This window comes from Sphingobacterium haloxyli (assembly GCF_002980525.1).
In the GTDB taxonomy this organism is placed as follows: domain Bacteria; phylum Bacteroidota; class Bacteroidia; order Sphingobacteriales; family Sphingobacteriaceae; genus Sphingobacterium; species Sphingobacterium haloxyli.
The window spans coordinates 172,300-197,643 of record NZ_PVBQ01000006.1; the positions used below are offsets into that span (position 1 = coordinate 172,300).

General features: G+C 39.9%; 26 protein-coding genes. 3 read left to right on the top strand and 23 right to left on the bottom strand.

Translation table 11 applies throughout. The annotated features are described in order from the left end of the window. Positions 1-44 precede the first annotated feature (44 nt). The 15 genes from C5745_RS20610 to C5745_RS09665 form a co-directional block, all read right to left on the bottom strand. Positions 45-1,007: an SRPBCC domain-containing protein gene (locus C5745_RS20610; protein ID WP_105716784.1), complete on the bottom strand. Its 963-nt coding sequence runs from the start codon at positions 1,005-1,007 to the stop codon at positions 45-47. Continuing rightward, positions 1,004-1,330 (bottom strand): ArsR/SmtB family transcription factor, encoded by a 327-nt coding sequence (locus tag C5745_RS09610; protein WP_105716785.1) that lies wholly within the window; start codon positions 1,328-1,330, stop codon positions 1,004-1,006. Before C5745_RS09610 ends, C5745_RS20610 begins: the two co-directional genes overlap by 4 nt. 627 nt (positions 1,331-1,957) lie before the next feature. Continuing rightward, the gene (locus C5745_RS09615; protein WP_105716786.1) at positions 1,958-3,325 is read right to left on the bottom strand and encodes an alginate export family protein; all 1,368 of its coding nucleotides are present in this window, start codon (positions 3,323-3,325) and stop codon (positions 1,958-1,960) included. Positions 3,326-3,457: 132 nt separating this feature from the next. Continuing rightward, positions 3,458-3,583 (bottom strand): hypothetical protein, encoded by a 126-nt coding sequence (locus C5745_RS20735; protein WP_262508123.1) that lies wholly within the window; start codon positions 3,581-3,583, stop codon positions 3,458-3,460. 24 nt (positions 3,584-3,607) lie between these two features. Next, positions 3,608-5,377 (bottom strand): amidohydrolase, encoded by a 1,770-nt coding sequence (locus C5745_RS09620; RefSeq protein ID WP_105716787.1) that lies wholly within the window; start codon positions 5,375-5,377, stop codon positions 3,608-3,610. Positions 5,378-5,443: 66 nt separating this feature from the next. After that, positions 5,444-6,133: a hydrolase gene (locus C5745_RS09625; RefSeq protein ID WP_105716788.1), complete on the bottom strand. Its 690-nt coding sequence runs from the start codon at positions 6,131-6,133 to the stop codon at positions 5,444-5,446. Positions 6,134-6,160: 27 nt separating this feature from the next. Next, entirely contained in the window at positions 6,161-6,691 is a 531-nt protein-coding gene (locus C5745_RS09630) for a YceI family protein (RefSeq protein ID WP_105716789.1), read from the bottom strand. Positions 6,692-6,916: 225 nt separating this feature from the next. Next, the gene (locus C5745_RS09635; RefSeq protein ID WP_105716790.1) at positions 6,917-7,495 is read right to left on the bottom strand and encodes a Crp/Fnr family transcriptional regulator; all 579 of its coding nucleotides are present in this window, start codon (positions 7,493-7,495) and stop codon (positions 6,917-6,919) included. Positions 7,496-7,526: 31 nt separating this feature from the next. Continuing rightward, positions 7,527-9,830 (bottom strand): cation:proton antiporter domain-containing protein, encoded by a 2,304-nt coding sequence (locus C5745_RS09640; protein WP_105716791.1) that lies wholly within the window; start codon positions 9,828-9,830, stop codon positions 7,527-7,529. Between the two features lie 280 nt (positions 9,831-10,110). After that, complete coding sequence (locus C5745_RS09645) at positions 10,111-10,764, bottom strand: hydrolase (RefSeq protein WP_105716792.1); 654 nt, start codon at positions 10,762-10,764, stop codon at positions 10,111-10,113. Positions 10,765-10,882: 118 nt separating this feature from the next. Continuing rightward, positions 10,883-11,458, bottom strand: a complete 576-nt coding sequence (locus C5745_RS09650; protein WP_105716793.1) for a Crp/Fnr family transcriptional regulator — start codon at positions 11,456-11,458, stop codon at positions 10,883-10,885. Between the two features lie 120 nt (positions 11,459-11,578). Beyond that, entirely contained in the window at positions 11,579-12,154 is a 576-nt protein-coding gene (locus tag C5745_RS09655; RefSeq protein ID WP_105716794.1) for a Crp/Fnr family transcriptional regulator, read from the bottom strand. A 502-nt stretch (positions 12,155-12,656) separates the two neighbouring features. Next, entirely contained in the window at positions 12,657-12,812 is a 156-nt protein-coding gene (locus tag C5745_RS20210; RefSeq protein ID WP_165793053.1) for a hypothetical protein, read from the bottom strand. Positions 12,813-12,838: 26 nt separating this feature from the next. Beyond that, on the bottom strand, positions 12,839-14,467 hold the full coding sequence (locus C5745_RS09660; protein WP_133166332.1) for a hypothetical protein: 1,629 nt from the start codon (positions 14,465-14,467) through the stop codon (positions 12,839-12,841). Between the two features lie 176 nt (positions 14,468-14,643). After that, a complete protein-coding gene (locus C5745_RS09665) occupies positions 14,644-15,033 on the bottom strand; it encodes a VOC family protein (protein WP_105716796.1) in 390 nt (129 codons plus the stop codon). Positions 15,034-15,825: 792 nt separating this feature from the next. Here C5745_RS09665 and C5745_RS09670 point away from each other — a divergent pair. Together C5745_RS09670 and C5745_RS09675 are read left to right on the top strand one after the other, a co-directional pair. Then, positions 15,826-16,299: a YkvA family protein gene (locus C5745_RS09670; protein WP_105716797.1), complete on the top strand. Its 474-nt coding sequence runs from the start codon at positions 15,826-15,828 to the stop codon at positions 16,297-16,299. Positions 16,300-16,334: 35 nt separating this feature from the next. Continuing rightward, positions 16,335-16,973: a hypothetical protein gene (locus C5745_RS09675; protein ID WP_105716798.1), complete on the top strand. Its 639-nt coding sequence runs from the start codon at positions 16,335-16,337 to the stop codon at positions 16,971-16,973. Between the two features lie 254 nt (positions 16,974-17,227). On the opposite strand, the gene C5745_RS09680 is transcribed toward C5745_RS09675, so the two are convergent. From C5745_RS09680 to C5745_RS09715, 8 genes are all read right to left on the bottom strand, one after another. After that, complete coding sequence (locus C5745_RS09680; protein ID WP_105716923.1) at positions 17,228-17,656, bottom strand: nuclear transport factor 2 family protein; 429 nt, start codon at positions 17,654-17,656, stop codon at positions 17,228-17,230. Positions 17,657-18,186: 530 nt separating this feature from the next. Beyond that, complete coding sequence (locus C5745_RS09685) at positions 18,187-18,804, bottom strand: alpha-ketoglutarate-dependent dioxygenase AlkB family protein (protein ID WP_105716799.1); 618 nt, start codon at positions 18,802-18,804, stop codon at positions 18,187-18,189. A 191-nt stretch (positions 18,805-18,995) separates the two neighbouring features. Further along, positions 18,996-19,895 carry a helix-turn-helix domain-containing protein gene (locus C5745_RS09690; RefSeq protein WP_105716800.1) on the bottom strand — a complete coding sequence of 300 codons (900 nt, stop codon included), beginning with the start codon at positions 19,893-19,895 and terminating at the stop codon, positions 18,996-18,998. Positions 19,896-19,919: 24 nt separating this feature from the next. Then, positions 19,920-20,924 (bottom strand): aldo/keto reductase, encoded by a 1,005-nt coding sequence (locus C5745_RS09695; protein WP_105716801.1) that lies wholly within the window; start codon positions 20,922-20,924, stop codon positions 19,920-19,922. Between the two features lie 135 nt (positions 20,925-21,059). Continuing rightward, entirely contained in the window at positions 21,060-21,563 is a 504-nt protein-coding gene (locus C5745_RS09700; protein ID WP_105716802.1) for a DinB family protein, read from the bottom strand. A gap of 191 nt (positions 21,564-21,754) precedes the next feature. After that, the gene (locus C5745_RS09705; RefSeq protein ID WP_105716803.1) at positions 21,755-22,756 is read right to left on the bottom strand and encodes a BtrH N-terminal domain-containing protein; all 1,002 of its coding nucleotides are present in this window, start codon (positions 22,754-22,756) and stop codon (positions 21,755-21,757) included. A gap of 246 nt (positions 22,757-23,002) precedes the next feature. Further along, positions 23,003-23,206: a DUF1304 domain-containing protein gene (locus tag C5745_RS20615; RefSeq protein WP_105716804.1), complete on the bottom strand. Its 204-nt coding sequence runs from the start codon at positions 23,204-23,206 to the stop codon at positions 23,003-23,005. Between the two features lie 150 nt (positions 23,207-23,356). Next, positions 23,357-23,857 carry a DinB family protein gene (locus C5745_RS09715; RefSeq protein ID WP_105716805.1) on the bottom strand — a complete coding sequence of 167 codons (501 nt, stop codon included), beginning with the start codon at positions 23,855-23,857 and terminating at the stop codon, positions 23,357-23,359. A gap of 262 nt (positions 23,858-24,119) precedes the next feature. Between C5745_RS09715 and C5745_RS09720 the strand changes: the two genes are divergently transcribed. Further along, complete coding sequence (locus tag C5745_RS09720; protein WP_105716924.1) at positions 24,120-25,034, top strand: Rpn family recombination-promoting nuclease/putative transposase; 915 nt, start codon at positions 24,120-24,122, stop codon at positions 25,032-25,034. Positions 25,035-25,344 lie beyond the last annotated feature (310 nt).

The following is a 25,344-nucleotide window of genomic DNA, read 5'->3' on the forward strand; positions in this document are numbered from 1 at the left end:
CCAAAACAGACGCAGCTACCATCACCCAATTTGAGTGTTCACAATTATTTGCTTTGAAAGTTAATCATCCAATTGATGCCATATTTATCCTGACAGCTTCCGTAATAGGCTCCCCAAAACATATCCTGAATCGGCATTTCCACCTTACCACCTTCGGATAGTTCGTCAAACAGTCGTTTTGCTTCTTCCCTTGATTCGGGTTCCAGGTTAATGTGCATATTATTGCCTTTATTTACAGTCATTCCAAATTCTTTGGGGGCATCTGTTCCCATAAGGACATGTCCACCAAGAATAGGTAACTCTACATGGAGAACCATCTTTTTTACTGATTCGGCCATAGGTGGTTGACTGGGGTCAGCGGGGACCTCTTCAAATCGCTGAATGCCATTAATAAACTCTGATTTGAAAACGTTTTTGTAAAAGTTAAATGCTTCTTCCGTATTGCCCGGGAAGTTAAGATAGCTTGATACTCGTGCCATATTGTTTGTTTTATTCTGTTTACGTAATCTGAATTGTGACTCTATGTATTGGTCAAGGTTTTCAAGGCCTGCAGTAAATCCCTCCTTGAAGCCCATTTCAATAACCTTCTCAAGGTCTTCTAAAGAGTCGAAGCTTAACAGAACATTGACAATGGTTTCGTCTCCCTTGTCTTGAAAATTATTTTCCCATTTATTTCGTGGGAGTGAAGTGTTGAGGCTTCCATTTTCATCACAAAATCCGTCAAGTGCTGAAAAATATTGTTGTTGAGCGATTTTGATGTAATCGACTTTTGCCCAATGTTTTTCTCCTTCGGGGCTTACCATAGCATAAAGCCAATGACCACCTTCTCTAAAATCCATTGATTTGGTTTGCGCTGTCCACGGTTTGGGAGCCCACCATTGGTCGAGGATTTCAGCTTCTGTCCACGCCGACCATACTAAGCCGACTGGCGCATTGAACGAACGCTCTACCTGGATTTGATTGTTTGTCTTGTCAACATTGAAGTTGAATAAAATTGCTTTGTTCATTTTCTTTTTAATTTAAGTTGTTCCAATACATTGTCAAGTTGGTTGAATCGTTTGGTAAGCAGTTGTTTAAACTGTTCCAACCATTTCTCTATTTCCTTCATTTTATCGGCATTTAAATGGTAGTGAATTTCTCTGCCACGCTGTTCTTGTCTAACAATTTCACATTCGGAAAGAATATGTAAGTGTTTCGATACCGCTTGTCTGCTTGAGTTGAAATGCCCAGCAATGGCATTAGGTGTCAATGCCCCCGCCGTCAGAAGCATAATTATTGCTCTTCTTGTAGGGTCTGCTATGGCTTGAAATACGTCTCTTCGTGTTTTCATCTTTATTTTGTGCTACTATATGGTTGCAAATATATTAGCAATTATTTAGTTGCGCAAATTTTATTTGATTTTTTACGGTAAAGTAAATAGACAAGCTGAGATAACAACAAAAAAATCCTGAAGCGGGGAGCCTCAGGATTTTTAACTAACTAACCAATTATAAACCTAATTATGAAGTACAAATATAACGATAAAAGCATGCTTTTCGTTTCTACTAAGTGTATATTTAACACTTATTAACAAGAGTTCATCTCATACACAATACCTCCCTAACAATAGACATATCCTCGTTCCGACGCATTATGGCATAGGGCGATTTGTGGACAGCATATTGTATAAACAATATTAAATCGATAAATAGTTTTTTCATGATTTTGAAGAGCGACATCGTGGATTTGTTAATACCGACAACACTCAGCTATCCTATCTTTCTTTCGGAATTTCTATAATCAAGAGATAGGGGGGAGACATAATCTTCACGATGCATGTCCTAAGGAGTTCCTCGAAACTAATAGACGCTTTTTGTATGAACATATGGAGCCTGAACCCGGTCTTAAAAACTCTTTGGTGTATCCAGGACTCGAGTAGCTACCGGATGGCATTATATTAGCATTTTTTACAATACCATTAAAATTTAATCCCTATTGTAGATCCTACAAAGAAGCCGTCTTCGTGCATTGGGATTACGTCATTGATAAAACTACCTGTTTTAAAGTATTGCATGCCAGCATTATAACTTATAAAATTATTTATATTCCACGAAAAGGTCGTCATATATGCGGTGCCAATGTATCTTTCTTTTGAGCCGGATGATAATAATCTTAATGAACCACTTGGACCATAGACACCATCTTCCAAAGAATTACGCCAATTAAAAACCAACTCCAATGCTAATGTTAAATTTTTAGCAGGATTCCAGATTAGATTAGGATGAATAGATATTAAATTTGCCGGACCTGCTTGGGGATTCATACCGAAATATCCGCCATTTGGATACATAGCATTAAAGGTTCCGAGTTGACCATCATTTTGGCTTTTATTGCCCGAAATATAATCGCTCCTCAACTTTACGGCTGGCAACCCCGTAGCATGCTTAAACACATAACCGATTTCGGAAGAAATTGCCAAAGCACTGATATTGTCTGAACCAAATGTTCCAAACTGATAACCGGTTTCGAAATTGTAAACAAATCCAACCCCGTTTCTCCAAAATCGTGCACCAAGAGTATGCCGCAATTCATCTGCAACATCTGCATCAAATCGAGCATTTTTACGGTTGATACCAATGTAATAAATATCAAAGTCCCCATTTTTTGGAAAAGTGTAAGTATTGTAAATCCCCCACAGATTAGGTTTACGGGTAGAAGTATTATCGAAAACACCAGTATTCACAACAGCGTCTGCCATGACAAAGGCATCAACCTTTAGGTTCGGTGATTTATAAACGATTTTTGTGCCGTCAAAGTACAGACGAAGGTTAGGCCCTTCTCTTACATCTATCAAACGACCACTGCCGTATCGGAGCTCTTGTCTCCCCAATCGAAGTGTCAGTGATTTGCCTACTGTTTTATAAGCTACAAAATCTACAAAAAGGTTTTGTACATTGAGTTTATCTTCATCAATGCGACGGGGGCCAGTCTTTCGACCGTCTTCCAAACCGCTGCGTAATTGCCCGAAAATGCGAATCCGCTCACCTATATGCAGATCCGCATGAAGATGATACCGCTGAAGGAAAAAAATATCTCGGCCCACGTTTATTTCTCCCCAGTCTTCATTTATTGCATAATTTAATTCTCCCCGGGCTTCCCCTCCAAGCGAAAGATAAACTTGGTTGTTTCCTGAAAGTTGGATATATTTTATCTTATTATAAAGAGTTTTCGTACTATCTTTCAACCCTAAATAATCTTCATCAAAACGCATTAGTTTAAAGTTTTGTCCCGTAGCGAATTGCGTTATAAACAACATCCCCACCAGTGCGATAAGATATAGCTTCATCTGCTGAACCTCTTAAAGAGATAATGGTCGAATGAATATCTTCCCGCACCTAAAAATAAAATCACCAAATACGATAAACTACACATAAAGGAGGCATCTTTCACGCCTATTCTGCTTTTACTACACCTATACCTAGTTTTTAAGGCCATGTGCATAAGCCATTTCTTCCGACAACAATACCCAGAAACCCAATAAATCTGTATGATAAAGCGCAGCAGATGGACTAGGATTGGTAATAGTGTGGATAATTTTTTTCATTGCTTTAGAGATTTAATAGGATAGCTATTTTTTCTGATAGCCTCCGAAGTATTTCACAGGTGACCATGAAGGAATTACTTCAAGCGGTGCCGGTGAAACGGCTTGAAAATCTTCGTCCCCATATACTACCTTGCCGTCTACAACGGTTAATTTACTTGTAATCTTTTTTATTTCTTCCTCTGAAACTGCAAAATAATCTTTGTCCAGAATCACCAAATCGGCATGATATCCTTGTTCTATTTTACCTTTCTTCTCTTCTTTGATCAACTCATATCCCTTATGTGTCGCCAATCGTAAAGCAGTTGTTCTGTCTAATGTGTTTTCCTGTGCCATTATTTGGCTTCCCCCAATGGTTTTGCCTGTAGTAATCCAATAAAGAGCCACCCACAAATTGTAGGAAGCTACACGTGTTCCGTCGGTTCCTAACCCTAGTGGAATTCCCAACTCCAACATTCGTTTCACAGGAGGGGAAGTCCATGCCGGTTTTTTACCGTAACGATGCACAAAACTTTCTCCCTGATAGGCCATTCGATGCTGGATCGCAATGCCGCCACCAAGAGCCTTGATCCGTTGCATATTTTCTTCACTTACCGTTTCAGCATGGTCAAAGAACCAGGTCAAACCATTCAGAGGTGTTTCTTGATTGACTGCTTCGATAACGTCTAGAAATCGACTGATGCTTTCATTGTAGGTGGCGTGTAAGCGGAAAGGCCAACGATTGCTCACTAATAATTTAATCACTCTTTTCAATTGAAACTCCATAACGGGGGACAGCTCTGGTCTGGGAAATAAAAAATTCTCAAAATCAGCTGCATCTCCAACAAGATTTTCCCCGCCACCCTCTACACGATAATCTATTTTATTAGTTGGTTTTTCCGCATGCAGTTCAACCATACCGATCCATCGCGCATAATCCTCGTATTCAGAACCCTTTTTTTGTGCAAATAAAAAATAAGGTAAACGAACAGTAATTTTTCCCTGCTCGTTCAACTCGTCTGTTATACTGTAATCGTCAGGAAAGTTTTGAAAACCACCGCCGGCATCCATCACACCGGTTACCCCGAGCCGATTCATTTCACTCATAAACTGGATGGTGGAATTTATTTCTTCCTCTCTATTAAGGTTCGGTAACTTAGCTAACGTAGAATATAAGATGAATGCATTAGGCTCGGCAACCAATAATCCAGTCGGATCTCCTTTACTGTCTTTTTGTATCAATCCCTCCGGTGGATTCGGTGTGTCACCTGTAATATCCAATTTATCCAGACCAGCTTTATTTAACCATGCCTTTCCATATAAGTAGAGAATGAAAGCTGGTACATCTCCGGTAGCCTCATTGATTTCCTCAAGCGTAGGAAGTCTTTTCTCTTCAAATTGGTACTCATTCCACCCGCCAACAACCCGTACCCATTGTCCCTCAGGTGTACGTTGTGCCTGTTCTTTTAGCATTTGAAGAGCCCTTTTTAGTGATGTGACCCCATCCCAGCGCAATTCAGTATTATAAAAGCGGCCTCCACGAATCACGTGCATATGGCTGTCAAACAATCCGGGAATTACACGGCTTCCGTCGGCATCAATCATAGTGGTCTTGCTACCTTTCATTTTTAGGATTTGTGCATTGGTTCCTGTTTGCAGAATTTTATTACCGGAGATGGCCACTGCCTGCACTTCATTGTTCTCTGTATCCAGCGTGGAAATCTTCCCGTTAGTAATAATTATATCTGCTTTCTGTGCATATACCAACGATACGCCCGACAGGATAGCACTTAATATTATATTGTTGATAATTTTCATACCTCACAATTTATTTAATAAAAGACAGGACATTATAATCCTGTCTTTAGGTTATTACAATACTTTTTAGTGCTTCAACATTTCCCGAGCATATTGAACCCCGATTCCATATGCGCCACCATATTTTACGACCAAGTCATTAACCGGTTTGTATGTTTCCTGACGCGCCCAATCTCTCTGTAATTCCAATAAATATTGCAAAGAAGTGATAGGCTTTGCTCCTTCCTGAACCATGCGAGTTACAGCTTGGTCGTGTGCTTCTTTTGTCACATCTCCCGAAGCATCGGTAATTACATAAACATCATATCCTTCACTGATAGCAGAAAGAACGGGGCCTACAATACAAACGCTGGTCCATAAACCAGCCATTACGATTTTCTTTTTACCTTTACCTGTGATGGCTTTATGAGCATTGATATCTTCCCATGTATTCATGGTAGTTCTGTCAACATAACCAGATGTAGCTTCAGGATAAAATTCCTGAATTTCAGGGAATACCGGCCCGCTAAACGATTTTTCAGCAACGGTAGTAACCACAGTGGGAACTTTGAATATTTTAGAAGCTCCGGCCACAAGTGCCGTATTATTTCTTAGCTCAGTTGTAGAGATGCTGTGCGTTGCAAATGCCATTTGTCCTTCGTGATCAATCAATAGTAATGAATGGTTGGTTGGACTTAATAATTCAGGGCTTGGCTTTTGAGCGAATGTGGCAATTGAGACCAAACCTAATACAACAGATAGGATAACTTTTTTCATTTTTATATTAATTTAAATTGTTATTAATTATTCTCTGATTAACTGAACTTCTGCAGCTAGTTTGGTATCTTCTCCTACCAATACCCCCCCGGCTTCAAGAGAAGCATTCCAAGTTAGTCCAAACTCTTTTCGGTTAATTTTTCCAGATAAGGAAACCCCGGCTTTTGTGTTCCCCCAAGGATCTTTCATTAATCCGCTGTATACTACTTCCAAGGTTATGTTCTTGGTTACATTTTTGATGGTGAGATCTCCTGAAACTTCAAATACATTTTCATTAAGCTTATTGATACCGGTTGATTTAAAAGAAATAATAGGGAAGTTCTCCGCATCAAAAAAATCAGGACTTTTGAGATGGGTATCACGATCTACATTGTTTGTATCAATGGAATCTACCTGTGCTGAAAATGCGATTTGTGAAGTTTCAAACTTGTCGTCTTCGTTTGTAATCGTTGCCTGAAAGTCGTTGAATTTTCCTGAAACATTGGTAAACATCATATGTTTTACCTTGAATCCTATTTCAGAGTGTGAGGGGTCTATTGTCCAATTTGATTTTGCCATTTTTTTTAAGTTTTAATTACGATTATTTCTGTCCCAAGCGAGTGCTTGTTTTAAAGCTTCTGTTTTGTTCATTGTTTTTGGTTATTTATTATACTGTAAAGTTGCAACAACTAAATTTTCTTTTCATTTAACTAGTTTAAGAAATGACTTAAATCACCTGCACGATACTTCGAACACTTTGTGCACCTCGTTCACTTCATAATTATTTCGTATTGCATTAAGACATTATTTAGATGATAGTCTCTTCCGTATCGTACTTACGAATTCGGGCGAGACACCAAGATAAGACGCGATGTAATATTGTGGTACACGTATTGGAAGTGACGGATACCTTTTGATAAATTCGAGGTATCGTTCCGTTGCAGGTTTTGAAATTGTTTTGACTAATCTGTTTTGTATGGCAGATAAGTTTCGTTGTACCAGTAAACGAAATATTCTTTCAAATTTTGGGATCTCAGCTAATAATCTCTCTTTGTTATCCAGAGAGAACATATATATATCCGTATCTTCCAATGTCTCTATAAAAAAATCAGACGGTCTTTTTTCGTAAAATGAACTGACATCACTTACCCACCAATCTTCTACGGCAAAAGACAAAGTAACTTCGCATCCATTTTCGTTGATATAATAAACACGCACACACCCTTTTTGTATATAACCCTCAAACTGACATATTTCACCTTCGCGAAGCATCGTTGTTTTTTTAGGTATAGTCCTAAAATCCAACATACTTGTAAACAACGATTGTTCTGCTTCCGTTAGCGTAATGAATTTCGATACATTGTTTAAAATATTTGAATACATAAGCTTTTCGGTATTTAAGAGGGCGGATTACTTATACTTCCATAAAGTTCTCCTGATAATTTTTTAAACACGTTTTTATTTTATGTGTATCTCCTACGAGCCATATAATATCATTAGCTAATATCATTTCTGACGAACCAGGGTTCAGGATACGACCTTCGTTTCTTTCAATACCTACCACATGGCTATGCAAATCGTTTTGAATACCAGAGCCTTTTATTGTTTTATTACAATACGGATTGGCTTCGGCGAGTCGAATTTTAATAAGCTGTATATCATTGATATCAATATCTTCTTCGTTCTCTTTTGTCGCGTCTTTTTGACTGAAAACAAATTTTAACTGAGAAATCTGTTCCTCCGTTCCCAAAACACCTACTTTATCATTCGGTAATACCCGTTGTTTGCCATTGGGTAGATGAATGGTTCTGTCGTTTCTACGTATATACACAATATTGATCCCGAATTTCTCTTTCCAGTTAAGCTCGTATAAAGACATTCCAGCAAAGGAAATCGTATCGCTTGCCTCCAATTCTGCGACATACGCATTCCATTCCTGAAAATGTTTATTTGCTTCCTTATTTTTTTTCTGTAGCTCAATAGTGCCTCTATTTCGGATATATTCCAGCTGTTCCCTTTCGTTCAGATTCGATATAAACTGCTGTTCGATTCGTTGATGAATTTTCTGAATCTTGGCGGAGAAAAACCAAAGCAATGCCGCAATTAAAGGAACAGCGATTACCAATGCATATCTGGTTGTTGTAATCTGGTCAATGAAAAAACCGATAAGGACAATACCTACAAGAAACCTGATGGCATGTAGAAAAATGCCAGTCAGCGAATAATTCAGGTAATACGGATTCACGGTTTTGTTACCTTCTTTTATCGTGATGTTTTTATTAAGGATAGCCCATAGGAAAGGCGATGCCAGTAACGTTGCCGCACTAATGAGTAGTACATTTCGCCAGAGTGAGCTTTCTATCTGCGTACTCAAAAACGGAATAAATATATATTTAAAGAGCAGAGCAATGGCAACAAGTATAATACTATTAATGACAAGGATTCTGTTGTATTCTTGCAACATTTTTTTCCAGAGAGGGTTATTTTTATTTTTCTGCGTTTCGGAAGTATAGGCGTCCAAACGCGCTATCCATTTATCAGGAAGAATTTTTATAATAGCAGCATACAATGGTTCTGCAAGTTTTATGAAGTATGGAGTCGTGAATGTGGTAATTGCCGAAACGCCTACGGCTATAGGAAACAGAAATTCCGAAATAACACCAAGTGACAACCCGAGAGCCGCAACGATAAACGCAAACTCGCCAATCTGCGCCATACTGGAACCGATTTGTATCGATTGTTTTAAAGTTTGTCCGGAGATCAAAGCTCCTAGTCCGCTAAAGAAAAATTTGCCAACAATAGTGAGCAGCGTGATGGCGAATATAGGCCCAGCATAAGTATACATAGCCTGCGGATCAATCATCATACCCACTGAAACAAAGAATATAGTGCCGAAAAGTTGTTTAATCGGAAGTGTTAGATGTTCAATTTTCTCTGCCAATACCGTTTCGGCAATTAAAGACCCCATAACAAAAGCGCCTAATTCAGCAGAAAAACCAACCTGTGTAGCCAGCAACACCATACCAAAACAGAGCCCTATTGAAAGGATAAGAACTGTTTCGTCATCCATCCATTTTTTGGTCTTTTTTATAAATACAGGGAGCAGATAAATTCCTACCAGAAACCATAAAACCATAAAAAAACCAAGCTTCAGTATGGTAAACAGTATTTCGGAGCCTTGAAATTGTTGTGTTATGGCCACGGTAGAAAGTAGAACCATTAAGAGTATAACAATAATATCTTCTACTACCAATACGCCAAAAACCACTTTGGCAAACTGCCTTGATTTTAACCCCAGTTCATCAAACGCTTTTAGAATAATAGTCGTGGAAGAGCTTGCCAACATTCCTGCGAGAAAGAGGCTGTCCATCTGGTTCCAACCCAGTAAATATCCTGTAAGATACCCACCTAGACCCACAAATATAATTTCGACCACTGCCGTAGTGGACGCTGAACCGCCTACTTTCACCAGCTTTTTGAAACTGAATTCCAAACCTAAGCTGAATAATAGCAGGATAACACCAATCTCGGCAAAAGTCTCTATGTTTTCGTGGTCTACAATAGTGGGTAGGTAATCGAAATGCGGACCGACCAAAAAACCGGCAATGATATAGCCCAGCACTAAGGGTTGCTTGATTCGTTTAAAAAGAATAGTCACCAATGCACCTACCAGAAGTATCAGTGCCATGTCTTGTATCAATTCGGGCAAATGAGCCATATTAAATTCTTTATTGATTTATAATTGAAGTTTTATCACTTCCTTTAAGAAGAGTATGTGTTTTATACATTGGACTCGGTTGAGATATTAGCCTCAACTTCAATTTCTGAAATGATTAAACCTCTGAATCCTTTTATCGGTCTTTCTAATATATATCATACATCACCTGATTTCTATGTCGCTTTCTTTAACCACACATCCGCATATACTTCCGGATTACGCTTGAATTGTATTTAATTTATATCGAATAGCAATATATACTAAAAATCCAGACTTCCAATTAGTGTTGCGGAGGAGTAGTAGCAAGTAACTGCAATTCCCAGGCTAAAGCAACACCGCTTCCTCCGCCATGTTCAAATAGGAGAGGACCCAATTGAGATGCTGTTTCGGTACGAGCCCAATCGCGTTGCCATTCTGAAACTACAGCCAACCAATTGATTGGCACGATACCTACCTGAACCATTCTACGGACAGCCATATCATGAGCTTCAGCGCTTACACTGCCACATGCATCTGTAACCACAAATACTTCATAACCTTCTCCCATAGCTTGAATTGCAGGCATTGCAACACAAATTTCTGTCCACAGCCCGGCTAGAACCAATTGCTTGCGACCGCTTTCTTTTACGATATCAGTAACTGCAGGATCTTCCCAAGTATTGATGAATGTTCTGTTAATAGGTTTTTGTTCTGGGAAAACGTCTTGAATGCCTTTAATAATTAAGCCTCCTCGTTCTTCCGTAACGGTGGTAAGAATAGTTGGTACATTAAATATCTTTGTAGCTTTAGCAAGCCCTACTGTATTGTTAATAATCATTGTAGGTTCATGGCTATGCAAATTGGCAACTTGAAACGGTTGGTGATCGATTAGCACTACAATACTGTCTTCCGGACGAAGTAGACCTTGAAGACCAATTTTCGGTGATTTTTCCATTTTCTTTTTGATTTAAAAGTTAATACTTCAAAGGTGCATCAAATGGAAAAGAAAAAACGTAGACAAATATCTATAAAATCAGTCGACTCTAATTTTTATCCGTCGTTCTCCGAAAAGGTTACTTTTTAAGTATCTTTTTACGCACCCGGCTTAGTGTGTCTTTTGTAATGCCTAAATAGGAGGCAATGATGTGTTGGGGAAAACGATCAACAAAATATGGATAATTGTCGACAAAGTGTTTGTAACGTATTTCCGCTGTAAAACTAATTGAATAGGTAATTCTTTTTTGTGTAGCAATGGTATTAAGTTCATCAAGCGTTAATAACAATTCATTAAAGGCACGACATTGATTACGCAGTTTTAATGTATTTTCCCTTGATATCAGCAGTACTTCACAGTTTTCCCACGCATCTATAGTATAAATACTGGGGGTGCAAAATACAAAGCTCTCCCGATCAACTGCCCAATAGTTTTCAACATATAAATTAACGATATGTTCAACACCTTTCTCATCTATATAGTACTGACGCATAGCTCCCTTTACGATGAAGGCCATATGTTTAGCTATCTCGCCTTCTTCCAATAAAAAATGCTTTTTTCTTATTTTTTTCTGCGTAAAATGGCCTAAGAAGACTTTAAAGTCATCTTCGGAAATTATAGTATATTTATTAATATAATGAAATAGTGGATGCATATAAATGGATTGTCTGTTCTAACAGCAAAGCTATATTAAAGGCAGAAAAGAAAACGTAGACAAATGCCTATAAAAGCACAGAGAGCAGCGAAATTAGAGAAAGGGGGAGTAAAGACAGCGTTACCTTCTAAGCGCTTTTTTACGCACTCGGCTTAGCGTGTCTTTTGTAATACCCAAGTAGGAAGCGATGATGTGTTGAGGAAAACGCTGGATAAAATAGGGATGACAATCAACAAAGTCTTCATAGCGTTTTTTCGCTGTAGCACTAATCGAAGAAGTGATTCTTCTTTGCGTTGCAATCGTATTGTGTTCATCCAATTTCAATAACAATTCATTAAAAGCAGGGCATTGATTACGCAATTTTAATGTATTTTCTCTCGAAATAAGAAGCAGTTCACAGTCTTGCCACGCGTCTATATTATACACACTGGGAGTGAGTTTAACAAAGCTTTCCCTGTCACCTGCCCACCAGTTTTCGATATATAAATCAACGGTATGGTCAACACCTTTTTCGTCAATATAGTATTTACGCAAGGAGCCTTTGACAATAAAGGCCATGTGTTCGCATACGGTCCCTTCCTGAAGCAGAAGTTGTTTTTTTCTAATCTTTTTCTCAGTAAAGTGGTCTACAAAAACGCTAAAATCTCCTTCGGAAATTATGGCATATCTGTTTATATATTGGAAAAGTGGATGCATATAAACTATTTGAGATGTTCAAAGTTACTTATTTTTCGTATAAGGACCTAGTTTCCAATGGAGACATATACCCGATAGTCCCTAATGCGTGTGGTGAAGATGATGTCTATATCATGCCTTTACCCGTTTGAAACGGGGGGAAATTGTATAGACGTATGCTGTATTTTACTGTATCTACAATAACCACCCTCATTTTCTAATCGTTAGCATCAATGGCGTGAGGGGAGATCTTCAACGACTGGATCTCTTTTATCTGTTCTTCTTCCCAAATATTGACGGAATGTGGTCTTTATCTTTAGGTAAGATAAATAAGTTGCCTTCCTGAAGCCCAGTCTGGGCATACGTTATAGTAACTGTCGCCATGATCAACATATATATAACAAATCTTCTTATCATAATTTGTTCCTATCTATGTTCTCACGGTATAGTAGGGCGTTATGGGTATACGAAGACTAACAAACCTAATTCACTTCTACTTCATTAACAATGGAAAAAACCACCATTAAAAATCCACGTTGTTTACGTCCGATCCCCCGTCCTGCCAGTCGTTAATTTGAGGTTGACCTGCTGCCGAACCCCCAGCAACACCATTTTCCATTTCGACTTCAACCAATTCAATAGTTGGTGTTTCGTATATCATTTTTTTATCTTGTTTCATCGATCAAATTATTTTATAAGATTTAATTACCTCGTGCGAATACACCGTATATTCTTAAAAGTAGTTTGCACATAGCCTGTTCCCTGATAGTCAATCAATTCTCTGTTAACATTATCTCCACTCGTCAAAGCACCATTGTAATAGTATACACCCAGTCCGTTAAAACCGCCTGAAGATGTCGTCCAGAGGCTTGCGCTTCTTCCATATGTGTCGTTCAGATCAAAAACAATTAGTCCATTCGTTTCATCGCCTACTGCAGTACCATACCCATTGAAGTTAAGACGCAATTTGTCACTCGGATAGGGAGCACCCGTCCCTTGAGTATCTTCGTACTCAAAATAACCCAGTCCATTTTCGGTTTTATAGGTTTCAACCGGATATACAGGAGTAATCATAGAGAAGTCGTTAAACCCGGGGGTTTTCCAGCTGCCTTCGGGATAAACCAATCCGCAAGGATCCCCGCTGGTTAAGCTGTTTCCGTAATGACCGGGAAGAACTCCACGGAAAGCAAAATAGGTATTGCTCGCGTCTGTATGTTCATTTGTGGGAAGAAAACGGTAGGGGTTATGCCCGCCGTGGTAGTAAAGGTTGGTGCGAGCAAACCTGACCGAATTGACAAGCAAAAAGGATTCAATGAAATTCATGGTTGCTGTATAACTTGCGCCTATTTGGGGTGTAAAGCTGAATTCGAATACAGCGGGATTTTCCGCGAGATTGGAAAATACACGATTTGTACCATTACCCAACTGAATATCTAACGCGTTGATATTTACCTTTAAATCCATTGAACTCTCTACAGCCGTATATACATAGGCTATCTTGCGATCGGCATGAAGAGGGTCGACATCTTGAAAATCGTCAAAGCTTATTGTGGCGGGGTCAGATGAAATGTTAGATAATGATCCATCTTTTAAATTTATGCTGGCTTTTGTTCCCGCGGCGCCCGATATAGTTAGTCCCACATTGTTCATATTTCCAAACATGCCCATGGTGTTTAACTCTAGGGCTATACGGGCATATTTATGTGCAAAAACGATTCCTACAGACAAGTTTTCTCCGGGCGTTTGGACAGGAGCCTCTATAATACCAGAGGCGTATAATAGGTCTGTGTTTTCCGGAACATTCAATACAGGATTATTGCTATCTACTTCGGGAATAGGGTCGGAGTTGTGGTAAGACACTGCACACCAACTGTACGTTTCACCACTTGGGAGCGTTATCTCGCTAGGACCGTCAGCAGTTAGTTGAGTCGAACTCACCAAAGCGTCATCCTCATCGTAAATCCATAATCGATAAGTAATACCACCCTCCATAGCGGCGGATCGCTTGCCTTCAGTAGCTCCTCTGCCCGACATGCGGGATCCCCCTACGGAATGCCGATTATCGGTATCCGCCTGTCGCAGCGAAAGCTGCGTGTCAAAGGACGGGAATGACACAATTTTCTCCGAAATGAGCTCCGGTTCCTGGGAAGCACCCTGGCTGCTATTGCTAGCTTTTGATTTGACCGATTGATTGATCTTCATATCGGCAATTCCGAGAACCCGGACGTTTAATTTGATGTTATTATGCGCTATGGTCTCGGTTTCCGTTGTTTTAGAACAACTTGACAGCATAAAAAGTGTCAATACGACCAATATAGTTGTTGTTAATTTCAAATTAAGGAAGTTAGTTAATATCATACGAAGTATTACAAGATTTCAAGTCGGATCACTCCATTAGTAGTCGTGAGCTAAGATAATAATATTCATTATTAATCTAAGACATTTTCCAAAAAATCTATTATGGCAATTTTCAGTCATCGGAAAGTGCTCGATTAAAATTTCGTTTTATTTCATTCCGGCTGATATAAATCAAGTTGATTTCCATACAAGTCTTCGAAACCAACCCCTTTGCCTCCCGGTACCATCCCTGGCGTTCCGTGGAAGACGACACCTTCTTCTTTCATCGCTATATAATCGCCTTCGATATCGTTAGATTGAAACATGATAAAGATTTGTCCTCCTGATTGATTGCCAACTAGCTTCTGCTGTTCGGGAGTTTCAGCTTTAACAAGTTCAAAAACCGTGGCGTTGTCTTGTTGCGGAGCAACCGTAAGGTAGCGCCAGTCTGGAGAAAACATCTTGTCTGTACATACGCTGAACCCTAGTTTTTCCGCATAAAATTTTTTCGCTTCTTCTACATCCCTGACCAGAACTGTTATTTGAGTTGCTTTTGTTATCATACGTCGTTTATTATAATACAATTCTACGTGTGTTCAATTTTAACCGACTTCGCATAAGGCAGGAAATGAAATTAATGACGCAAGAGAGGTTACTATTTCATAAATCATTACCAACCAAATATCGATAGAGATTTTTTATTTAACGAGTGTCGAAAGTGCATATACAGTTTCTTAGGAGCTGAAATAATAACAAAAAAAATCCTGAGGCGGGGAGCCTCAGGATCTTAACTAACTAACCAATTATAAACCTAATTATGAAATACAAATATAACAACAAATGCTTGTATTTCGCTACTATTAAGTGTGTATTTAACACTTATTAACAGAGGGTTCGCCTTGTATGCAATGATTCGCTAAAAACCAGCAGATCTGTTTTGCCCAGTCGCAACCTTGTAAATCGTTTGTATCCACCCAGATGGCTAGCGTTTGGTAATATCGCCCCACAAAGCCATTGTCGGTTTTCTTGTCAAAAATATCATTTAGCTCCGCAATCTTTTTATAGCCACCATTTTTCTTTTCCTGGATGAAATGATAAAAACATTCCTGCCCCTCAAAAAACCTTGTTCAGCCTGTATTTTCCCGAAGACGATGTGGTTGCAAGGCTCAGGTTCCCAATCTCGTTCGTCCTCTGTCCTGATTTCAGGTCTAGGCTTACATCCATTGTGTGGCCGCATTCCAGCAGCAAAACGTCTTCGGAAGGAAAGTAGGCTGCGAAAGAACATTCGCTCAGGTCGACGTCATTCGTGACCGAAGGGCCGTTTTTGAACTTAAATAGCCTACAGGCATGTAAAGATGGCAGAGCTAAAAAAGTGGATCGAAATTTGGTCTTATGGAATTCGTGTTAATAAATTTATTCGATCAATGGTATTGCAAAAACTGAAGTATTTGGGAAAAGCGGTGGCACTTTTCAAAGTTTTCAAAACATATAGCCTTACGGAGAAAGACATAGCCGATGCCGATAATTTAACGGAACATCTATCCGATAGAAGAGCGGAATTTAAACTTATTTTAGCAATGGCTAACGATTCGGTTAAAGGCCGTTACAAAATAGGAAGCCTAAACCTTGGGATTATCGTAGCGACTATCGTGTATGTTATCTCTCCGCTTGATACCATTCCTGATGTCGTACCGGTTTTAGGGTGGGTAGACGATATTGCGATTATTGGCTACGCCCTCGGCCGGCTGAAGTCCGAACTGATCAAGTACCAAAAATGGGTCGCAAGCACCGAGAAAGGAATAGATCGTTCTGTCAACCAAGTTCGCTAGATAGCATTGACGCCAATTACACAAGCACGATAGCCATGATTTTTAGAACATTAATACTGGTTGCTGCCTTTATGATAAGCGTACCATCTTTTGCACAGCTACAGACCGGAATTTATTTTTCTTCAGATAAAAAATTCACCGAGATCATAGAGGACCTTGGCAATCCACTACCAGGTAATCCAGTGATGATTGTCAAAACTTTTGTCCCTAAACACGGGAGCTACGTGTGGTTTCTCAATGAAAGTAAGGCCAAAAACTCCGCTTATTATGATGACAACCCAAAAGATTTACACGCTGGTATCTTTTTGGAAGATCATGGCGGTATCCTTCCGCAGATAGCCTTTAACGATTTTGCTGCAGGTTTGGCACAGCCCAAATACCTTATTAACTCGTGTGAAATCGAAGACGCCAATAACGATGGCTTTCCTGAGTTTTACCTGACTTATTTTGAAGAGTCAGATGGACTAGACGCCAAGCCTTTGAAAGTGATTGTGTATACGCGCTTGGGAGGGGATAAGTTTTCAAAATCAAAAATAACCGCTTGGATACCGTTTCAGTCAGAAGATCAGTACCGCGAAGCGAAAGACACGAATTTCAGGTTATTGCCTCAAGACATAAGACTGAAAGCTGAGCAAATATTGAAAAAAGCCAAAAACGATATATCCATTTTTTGATCTAAATCGAAATCGTCTTATCCTAGCTAATGTTTTCTGTGTAATCCCGAAATAGATTTTCAGAATTTCTTCAATTCCGGATCGTTCTCTTGGAGTTTCCGTTTTTAAGTCATAAACCCTCTTTTACATTTGACTCTTCTTACCAAAACGAGATGAAGAAAAAAAATCAAAGCCTGCAACCGCAGGCTTTGCTAACTAAACTAAACATCGGGAAATATTTCACAACATGTCCCCACTAAACAAAAGTCTAAAGTCTATTGCGGATAGGTGGTTTCCACTTTGCTTACCTTCCATCCGTCTTTTCCCTGGTTCAGCGTAATATAATCTACGCGGGTAAAATTCTCGAATGCCATCGTTGCCTTGGCCACGCACACCTTTCCATTCTGCGATAGTATTTCGTAGCTGCCCTTGCAGTCATATTGGGTGCCTTTGTTAGCCTTCAGGAACTTGATGTATTCTTTTTTGCCCGCACGGTCGTTGTTGCTCAAGTTGCGGTACTGGAAATCATCTGCAAAAAGGAATTTGTTCAGGTCGGTGGCACCCACAGTCACCGCTTCCAGGTACGTATTCAGAATCATGTCCGATTCCACGTCTTTCAAAGGGTTGGCCTTCTCCGAAGCAAAAGAGCTTAGCGATGTTGCCATGATCAATGCCGCTGCGATAGTTTTCAATGTCGTTTTCATATCTGTAGTTTTTAATGTGTTATGTATAATATTTTTTCTATTTCTTATTTGATACTTCAAAGGTATGGCGGCAGACTTATTTACCGAATAACGATTAGACCAACCTCTTATATTTCTCGGTAACTGTGGTAAAAAAATCGGTGAATGCATATGTGTATTTGTTTGTTCATGCCAAAAGGAATGCAAGCCGGTTGCCAAAGTGATCAATGTGCTGTTTTAGAGGTATTTGTGTTTTCTAGGGGGATTTTCTGCTGTCCGCCGGCGAACAGCAGGTGTTCAGTACTGAACAAAAAATCCTGAAGCGGGGAGCTTCAGGATTTTAACTAACTAACCAATTATAAACCTAATTATGAAGTACAAATATAACGAGAATTGGATGCTTTTTGTTCCTGTTAAGTGTATATTTAACACATATTAACAAGTGCTCCATTGGATCAAGATTTTGTCATTCTGTTTTGTGGTGGCGTATGTTACAAAAAAGCAAAAGACGCACCCGAGGACGCTGTTCTTTGCCTAAGACCTTTCTGGTCTTAGGCCGGTTTAAGCTTTCGGAAGGTCAGGTTAATCCTCGGCAGTAGTTGCTTTGCGGATTTCGGTACTTGATGTTCCCAGAACGTATATGTGGATCCTGAGATCAGGAGCAATGCGCCATGGTGCAACGGGATTTCCAGCTGTGGGACTTCTTTTTTGGTTTTATGACGAAACTTGAAAGGACGCGTTTGTCCGAAAGTAACGGAGGCTATGCTTGGATTTTTGCCGGTACGGTGTTCCTTGTCGGAGTGCCAAGCCACGCTGTCACTACCACTCCGATACAGATTTAAGAGGACTGCGTTGAACGCAATGCCTGTTTCTTCCTCGACCTTTTTTCGCAAGCTAGTTAATTCCGGCGTCCAGGGAAGGGCATCCTTTCCAGCTAGGTCTTTTTCTCCGTACCAGGCTATCATACGGGGCGCAGTAACAATCTTGTCGTACATCGGCATTTGGTACTGCTGCCACGGCGTAGTATGCAGTAACGTCGAGTAATAATGATCAGCCTCTTCTTTCGGGATGAAACCCCCGTACAGCGTCAGATCCATATCCGGCAGATCAAACGTCCTTCTTTCAGAAGCACCGGTAGTAAACATCTCCGTATCGTCAAATAATGCCATTGCCTTATATCTAATTGATTACCTGCTTTTGATAACCCGTGCCGGATAAACCCTCGGCTCCTATAGAACGTAGTCAGTACCATTCTTGTTTTTCCAGGGACATCTTCAGCGTCCGAGGTCCAAATTCATGTTCCTTCGGATCATATGCCCCGTCACTTCTAAGTAGTTTGATGGCTGCAGGCGCATCTTAATTATCCGTTAAATGCCTGCCGGAATTCAATTGGTGACAAACTGGTTTTCTTCTTAAATAGCGTACTGAACGATTGTGCGTGTTCAAAGCCCAATGTATAAGCAATTTCGCTTATCGATAAATTGGTAGTCAACAACTTTTCCTTCGCCTTTTCAATCAACCGTTGATGTATATGCTGCTGTGTATTCTGCCCAGTATGCATGCGCAGTAGATCGCTCAGGTAGTTTGGAGACAGGTTCATCAGTTCGGCCATGCGTTGTACCGTTAAAAGTTCCGGTTGCGTTGTCGCGCTGCCATTAAAATACCCATCAACAAGCCGTTCAAACTTGGCAAGCAGTTGATGATTGTGGTTTTTCCGGGTAATAAACTGCCGCTCGTAAAATCGATTGGAATAATTAAGTAACAACTCAATTTGCGATAGGATAATTTCCTGCGTATATTTATCAATATGAAGACATTCCTTATCGATCTTGGTCAATATTGTAATTAGATCATTTTCTTCTTCAGCAGAAAGATGCAACGCCTCATTTACAGCGTAAGAGAAAAAACTGTAACGGTTGATATTGCTTGCCAAAGGATGAGCCAGCAGAAAGTCGGGATGAAAAATAAGCAGGTAGCCTGATCCGCATTCTACATCCTCAAGGTCTAAGTACTGAACCTGATTAGGTGCAGTGAAGCTCAGAACACCCTTGTCGTAGTCATAATGCTGCTGACCATATCGTATTTTACCCTTGGCTTCCCTTTTGAGGGCAACACAATAGAATCTATTCACAAAACCTTTCCATACTTCATCCTGCAGGAAAACACTTTCGGCGAGGTTAATCACACTAACCAATGGATGGCGAGGCTCGGGCAAAGAGAGCAACCGATGGAATTCTGAGACTGATTTAATGGCGTTCATATGCTAATTTAAACATTTCAAGGCTTAATCAATAAGTCCCATACTAAACTCATCGTATGGATCACCGGTATCCGTTCCCAAGGGCACAATGCTCTCGAGTTTCGACAGATCAGCTTCGCTTAGTTCAATTCCGGCAGCCGCTATATTTTGCTCTACATATTTTCTTCGTTTGGTGCCCGGAATCGGTAAGATGCCCTTGTTTATAATCCAAGCCAGAGCCAGCTGTGATGGGGTTATTTTTTTCTCTTCGGCCATTGCCTCAATTGCCTTAACCAAGTCCAAGTTCTTGTAAAAATGACCTTCCTGAAAACGGGGAATTGCCCGACGAAAATCATTTTCCGGTAAGTCGTCTATGGTTCGGATCTGTCCGGATAAAAAACCACGTCCCAATGGGGAGTAAGCAACAAAGCCTATCCCAAGCTCGTTCAAAGTGTTCAATATGCCGCGTTCTTCTGCAGTACGTTCAAATAAAGAATATTCACTTTGTACCGCCGTAATCGGGTGAACCGCGTGCGCTCTTTTTACTGTTTCTGATGATACCTCTGACAGTCCGAGATAGCCCACCTTTCCTTCCTTCACCAGTTCGCTCATTGCCTCAACAGTTTCTTCGATAGGCGTATTTTTATCAAGTCGGTGCATATAGTACAAATCAATATACTCGGTGTTCAGATTTTTTAGCGAACGTTCCACCGCCTTTTTCACATATTCTTTTTTGCCATTAATAGCCCAGGTCACTTTGTTGTTATCATCTATTTCCCAGCCAAATTTTGTCGCGATAATATATTTATTCCTATTACCATCTATTGCTTTAGCAATCAACCGCTCATTTTCGAAGGGTCCGTACAGATCGGCCGTATCTAAAAAATTGCCACCTAATTCGAGCGATCGGTGAATCGTGGCGATAGCTTCTTGCTCGTCTGCCTCTCCATACATATTTCCCTCTTCAAAACCTGTCATACCCATACAGCCCAGACCTACAATCGGTACAACCAAACCTTCGCTTCCCAGATTTATTTTCTTCGTTACCATATTATAATTTTTAATAGGTCAAAGTTCGTCAAGAACATTTTAATAGCTGTATGCAAAGCCCTGAAAGTTGTATGCAAATCAAGGATTAGCTTCTACGAAAAAGAGGAGGTAGGGAGAACGGAGTAGTTCCCTGTATTATACAGGGATAGCGTTAATAGTGTTTTTTAACTGATGTAAATGCCGTTGTGTATGGTAGGTGTTAAACCAAGCCCATTCCAACCGAGTAAACGCACCGTATTCAGGGATAACAAAATCGAGACAGGTTTTGGAAAGGTCCCTTGTATGGATAATTTCTTTAATCTGTGCGATACGATCTCGCAAATTCAATAGCAAAACCGATTTGTCAAGGCGCTGCTCCGATGGTAATATCTCGATAGGCGATTCCATCTGTATCGTAAAGTCCGTAAAAACCTCTTTGATGGATTGTATCTTTTCATCAGGCTCGCGGACAGTCAACTCTGTACGTCCGACCATTGTTTCCGCAGAAGCATAGGATCTGTATATATGGTCACCAATCTGTCCAGGAGACCAGCCTCTATTCGTAGGCTTCGTATTGAGTTCATTTTCATCCAACATCTCCATTACTGCAATGAAATCGTCGGTTATTTCTTGAAAAACTACTTTTAGTTCCATATTCATATTTTACTATAAAATTTTTTCACTTTTTCTACATCCTTGACCAGGAGTGTTATTTGAGTTGCTCTTGTTATCATACATCGTTTATTGCATTACAATTTTACGTGTATTCATTTTTAATCGACTTCGCATAAGACAGGAAATGAAATTAATGACGCAAGGCGAGGCTACTATAAATATTATCATTTATGAATTTAAAGTTTCAAGCGGCTTGGCTTTATTCCCTCCAACATTTCCATTGTTCTTTTTTCTTTGTCGGATATGGCTTTTAGAATGTCAGATGCTTGTTGGATGTACTTAAAGCCTTTGGTTTGGCTTACTCTTTCAAATAGTTGCGCAACCGAAGTCCAAAGTTCTGCAATCTCTACAAATGCTTTGTGTCCTTCTTTTAATTCGCTTATTTTCAGCAGGTCGTAACTTTCTTTCAAAAAATCACGATATAAATTTCGGAATAATGCTCCGCCAGTTCCCGCTTTTTCCATCATCATTGCAGATGTCTTGAACTCGTTTTCAATGTCTTCGCTATGTTTAAACCATTTGACTATTTCTCTGCTTGTTTTTACGATACCTTTGTAGCCTATGTTCGTTATCGGTGGATTAAGATAGTCAGTCGCATTATTTCTAACTGCCATAATAATCGAAGCCTCTAAATCCGTTTTCTTATCAGTCTTACTCAGCGTATAGTACAAATTTCTTGAAGACATTGGGCCTTTTTCGGCCCTTGCCAATTCCAAACTTTTCAAACTCGTTTTTACTTGACCGCCTTGTTGCTTTGTGTCCACCAAAAAGGCGTCTTCGTTATTATAGCCGTAAATTGCTGTATAGTGTCCTGCGAAATGAAATGGTCGTGAAAAATAGTCTAGATGGAAACAGTCTAATTTTAGCCCAACCGCTTGCCCGCTGTCAAGAAGTTCCTTTACATTGGTCCACGCTTTTTGCTTCGATGTAGTTTCTTTAACGGTTAATTCAAGATTTAGATTTCTCGCAATATTTTGAGTTAGAAGGTCAGTTTTGATTCGTCCACCTATAAAAGGGAAACTCATTGTTTTCATATTCCAAAAAATGAAACCTAGTCCTTCGCCAAGTCCGAAAAGCATCGGCTCAGAAAGTTCAATACCGAGTTGGCTTAACAGAGTTCCTGTTGCTGTCGTTTCGCAATGTTGACCGTCAAACGTTTTTATATTTTCTATTTTCATTGGTTACTGCGATGCTGTTTTTAGCTTTATTTTTTTCGTTCGTGAAACTACTAAGGTATAAATTTTTGTTAGCAGATAATCGCCCCATTATGTAACAGAGATTCAGGCGAAGTCTTTTTCGAACATCTTAGGTTTATTTATGTTGAACCCCGAAGGGCTCTATTATATCATATTAACTAACTAACCAATTATAAATAATACCTCTTAACATATGGGCGCTACGCATTCTTACAGATGTTGACATCATTATATGGGTCTAGCTAATAGAACAAAAATTAACGCTAAGATTGCAGGGATCCCCTGTTTCAAAAGGATACTTTTTGAGGCCGTGGCTGCACCATAGAGAGCAGCTACAATAACGCAGCTAAGAAAAAACACCCTTATATTGAACGACCACGCCGGATCTTGGATCAGAAAAGACCAGATCTTACAAGTGTAAAATATTAATATATAACTCCCCTAAAAATAACTTTGAAAGAAATCTGACTTCTTCAAAATGGGCAAAGATGACAAAAGTTTCTGCGGTGGCTGTTACCATGCCTGATTCGACGTTTTTCAAAGGATTAGCCGTCACCGAAGTGTTGTAGGCTTAATCAATTCCTAAGCTATACTGTTTTCATAAGTCGGTCCGTATAGCCCCGGAACCTTATTGCCCGTAGCGCGCAGATACACGATCATTTCTCCTCGATGATGATAGAGGTGGTTAAAAAGGAAGCTCCTAGCGACTATTCCACGAGGCATGGGCCCAAGAACAACTTTACCTCCAGCTTTCATCGTCCATTCGTCTGAAAGCTGCTCTTCCGTGAGTGATGTTAACGCCTGCCTTGCTTTTTGTACATTATCTTCAAAGAGTGTCAATGTTGCGTTTATGTCGCTCGGACTGCCTCGTTCTAGATAATCGCTTGCAACATCATAGACGTCCTGTGTGAGCGTTCCTACGTACCAATAGTATATGGTAGCGATATGTTGTGCAAGTTCGCCCATTGTCCACGAGATATCGGATGGCCGGTAATTAAGATCCTTCTGTGGTACGGACTGAAGCAGTTTACGCGTATTTTCTGATTCTTGCTCAAACTCTTGAATCCAATTTTTTAGTATCATATTAAGTGATAATTTACTATCATGTAAACACATCTGATCTTGGAATGTTTTGACTGAACCCGTCACAGTTGATTTTAGTTTACAGCTTATCCTACCAGCGCATCTGCCTTTTCTCGCACAGAACGCTTGCCCCGAGACAATCCATAGCCGTTTTTAAACGTTTATAAACGACTATAAGCGTTTGTTTACCGGCTTTCAGATTTGGGACTACCTAATTTTGCTTCACAGTTATCAGAATTATGTACATCAAACTTTAATCATTATGAAGCAAGGCGCAACACCTGTATTTATCGATCCGACGACCGACTTCGGTTTTAAGCGTATATTCGGAACCGAGACGAACAAGGATCTATTGATCTCCTTTCTCAACGAGCTATTCCAGGGACGGAAGGTCATCGAGGACCTCTATTACAACAAGAACGAACATGTAGGCGATACCGATGAGGTCGGTACGGTCATTTTTGACCTGACGTGTACGGCCAGCGACGGCGAACAGTTTATTATCGAGGTACAGCGAACCCCGCAGACGAATCTAAAAAAACGTATGCTGTACTACGGGAGCAAACTGATCGCAGACCAGGCGCCCAAAGGGAACAGAAGAGGATGGGGCTATACGATCAGTGAGGTCTATGTGATCGTACTGATGGATGGCTTTCCCATGCCCGATAGCAGTGGCAGCAGTGAGTACCTCCATGACATCTGTCTATGTAACAGAGATTCTGGCGAAGTTTTTTACGAACATCTTGGGTTTATTTATGTTGAATTGATTAATTTTACCAAAGGCGAACAGGAACTGGCCGTTGATCTGGACAGGTGGCTGCATGTTCTGAAGGACATGTCCAAGATGGATAAGCTGCCCATGTACCTACGGAAGCCAGTTTTTGAGAAACTTTTTGCCATTGCGGCATATACTAAGTTAAATAAGGAGGAACGTGATATGTACAATGCAAGTTTAAAGAACAAGTGGGATGCGGAGTCGATCCGCCAGACGGCCATTTTGGAGCAGAAAAAGGCGAGAAAGCAAGGTCTTGACGAGGGTCGGGAAGAAGGCAGAAAAGAAGGCAGAAAAGAAGGCGCTCTTTCCATTGCTTTAAAACTGAAAAAGATGAATATAGCTTTGGAAGATATCGCCCAAGCTACCGGTTTATCTGCTGAAGAAATAGAAGAACTGAAATAATAACAAAAAAATCCTGAAGCGGGGAGCTTCAGGATTTTTACTAACTAACCAATTATTAACCTAAATTATGAATTACTGAAATACTATCAATTCGTGTGCCTTTCTTAATTTTATAACAGCATTTTAACACATCTTAACAAGTGACCGCCAGTGAGTAATAATTCCCTAACAATAGGTGCTTTAACTCAAGCATCTCACGACATGTTCCGTATTGCAACAGATTTCTTGACCAATGAAAAGTTATACAGCTGCAGAAATCGTTAACTTGGGATCGATCTTAGAATATGTAAACTATATGCGACGGTTAAAA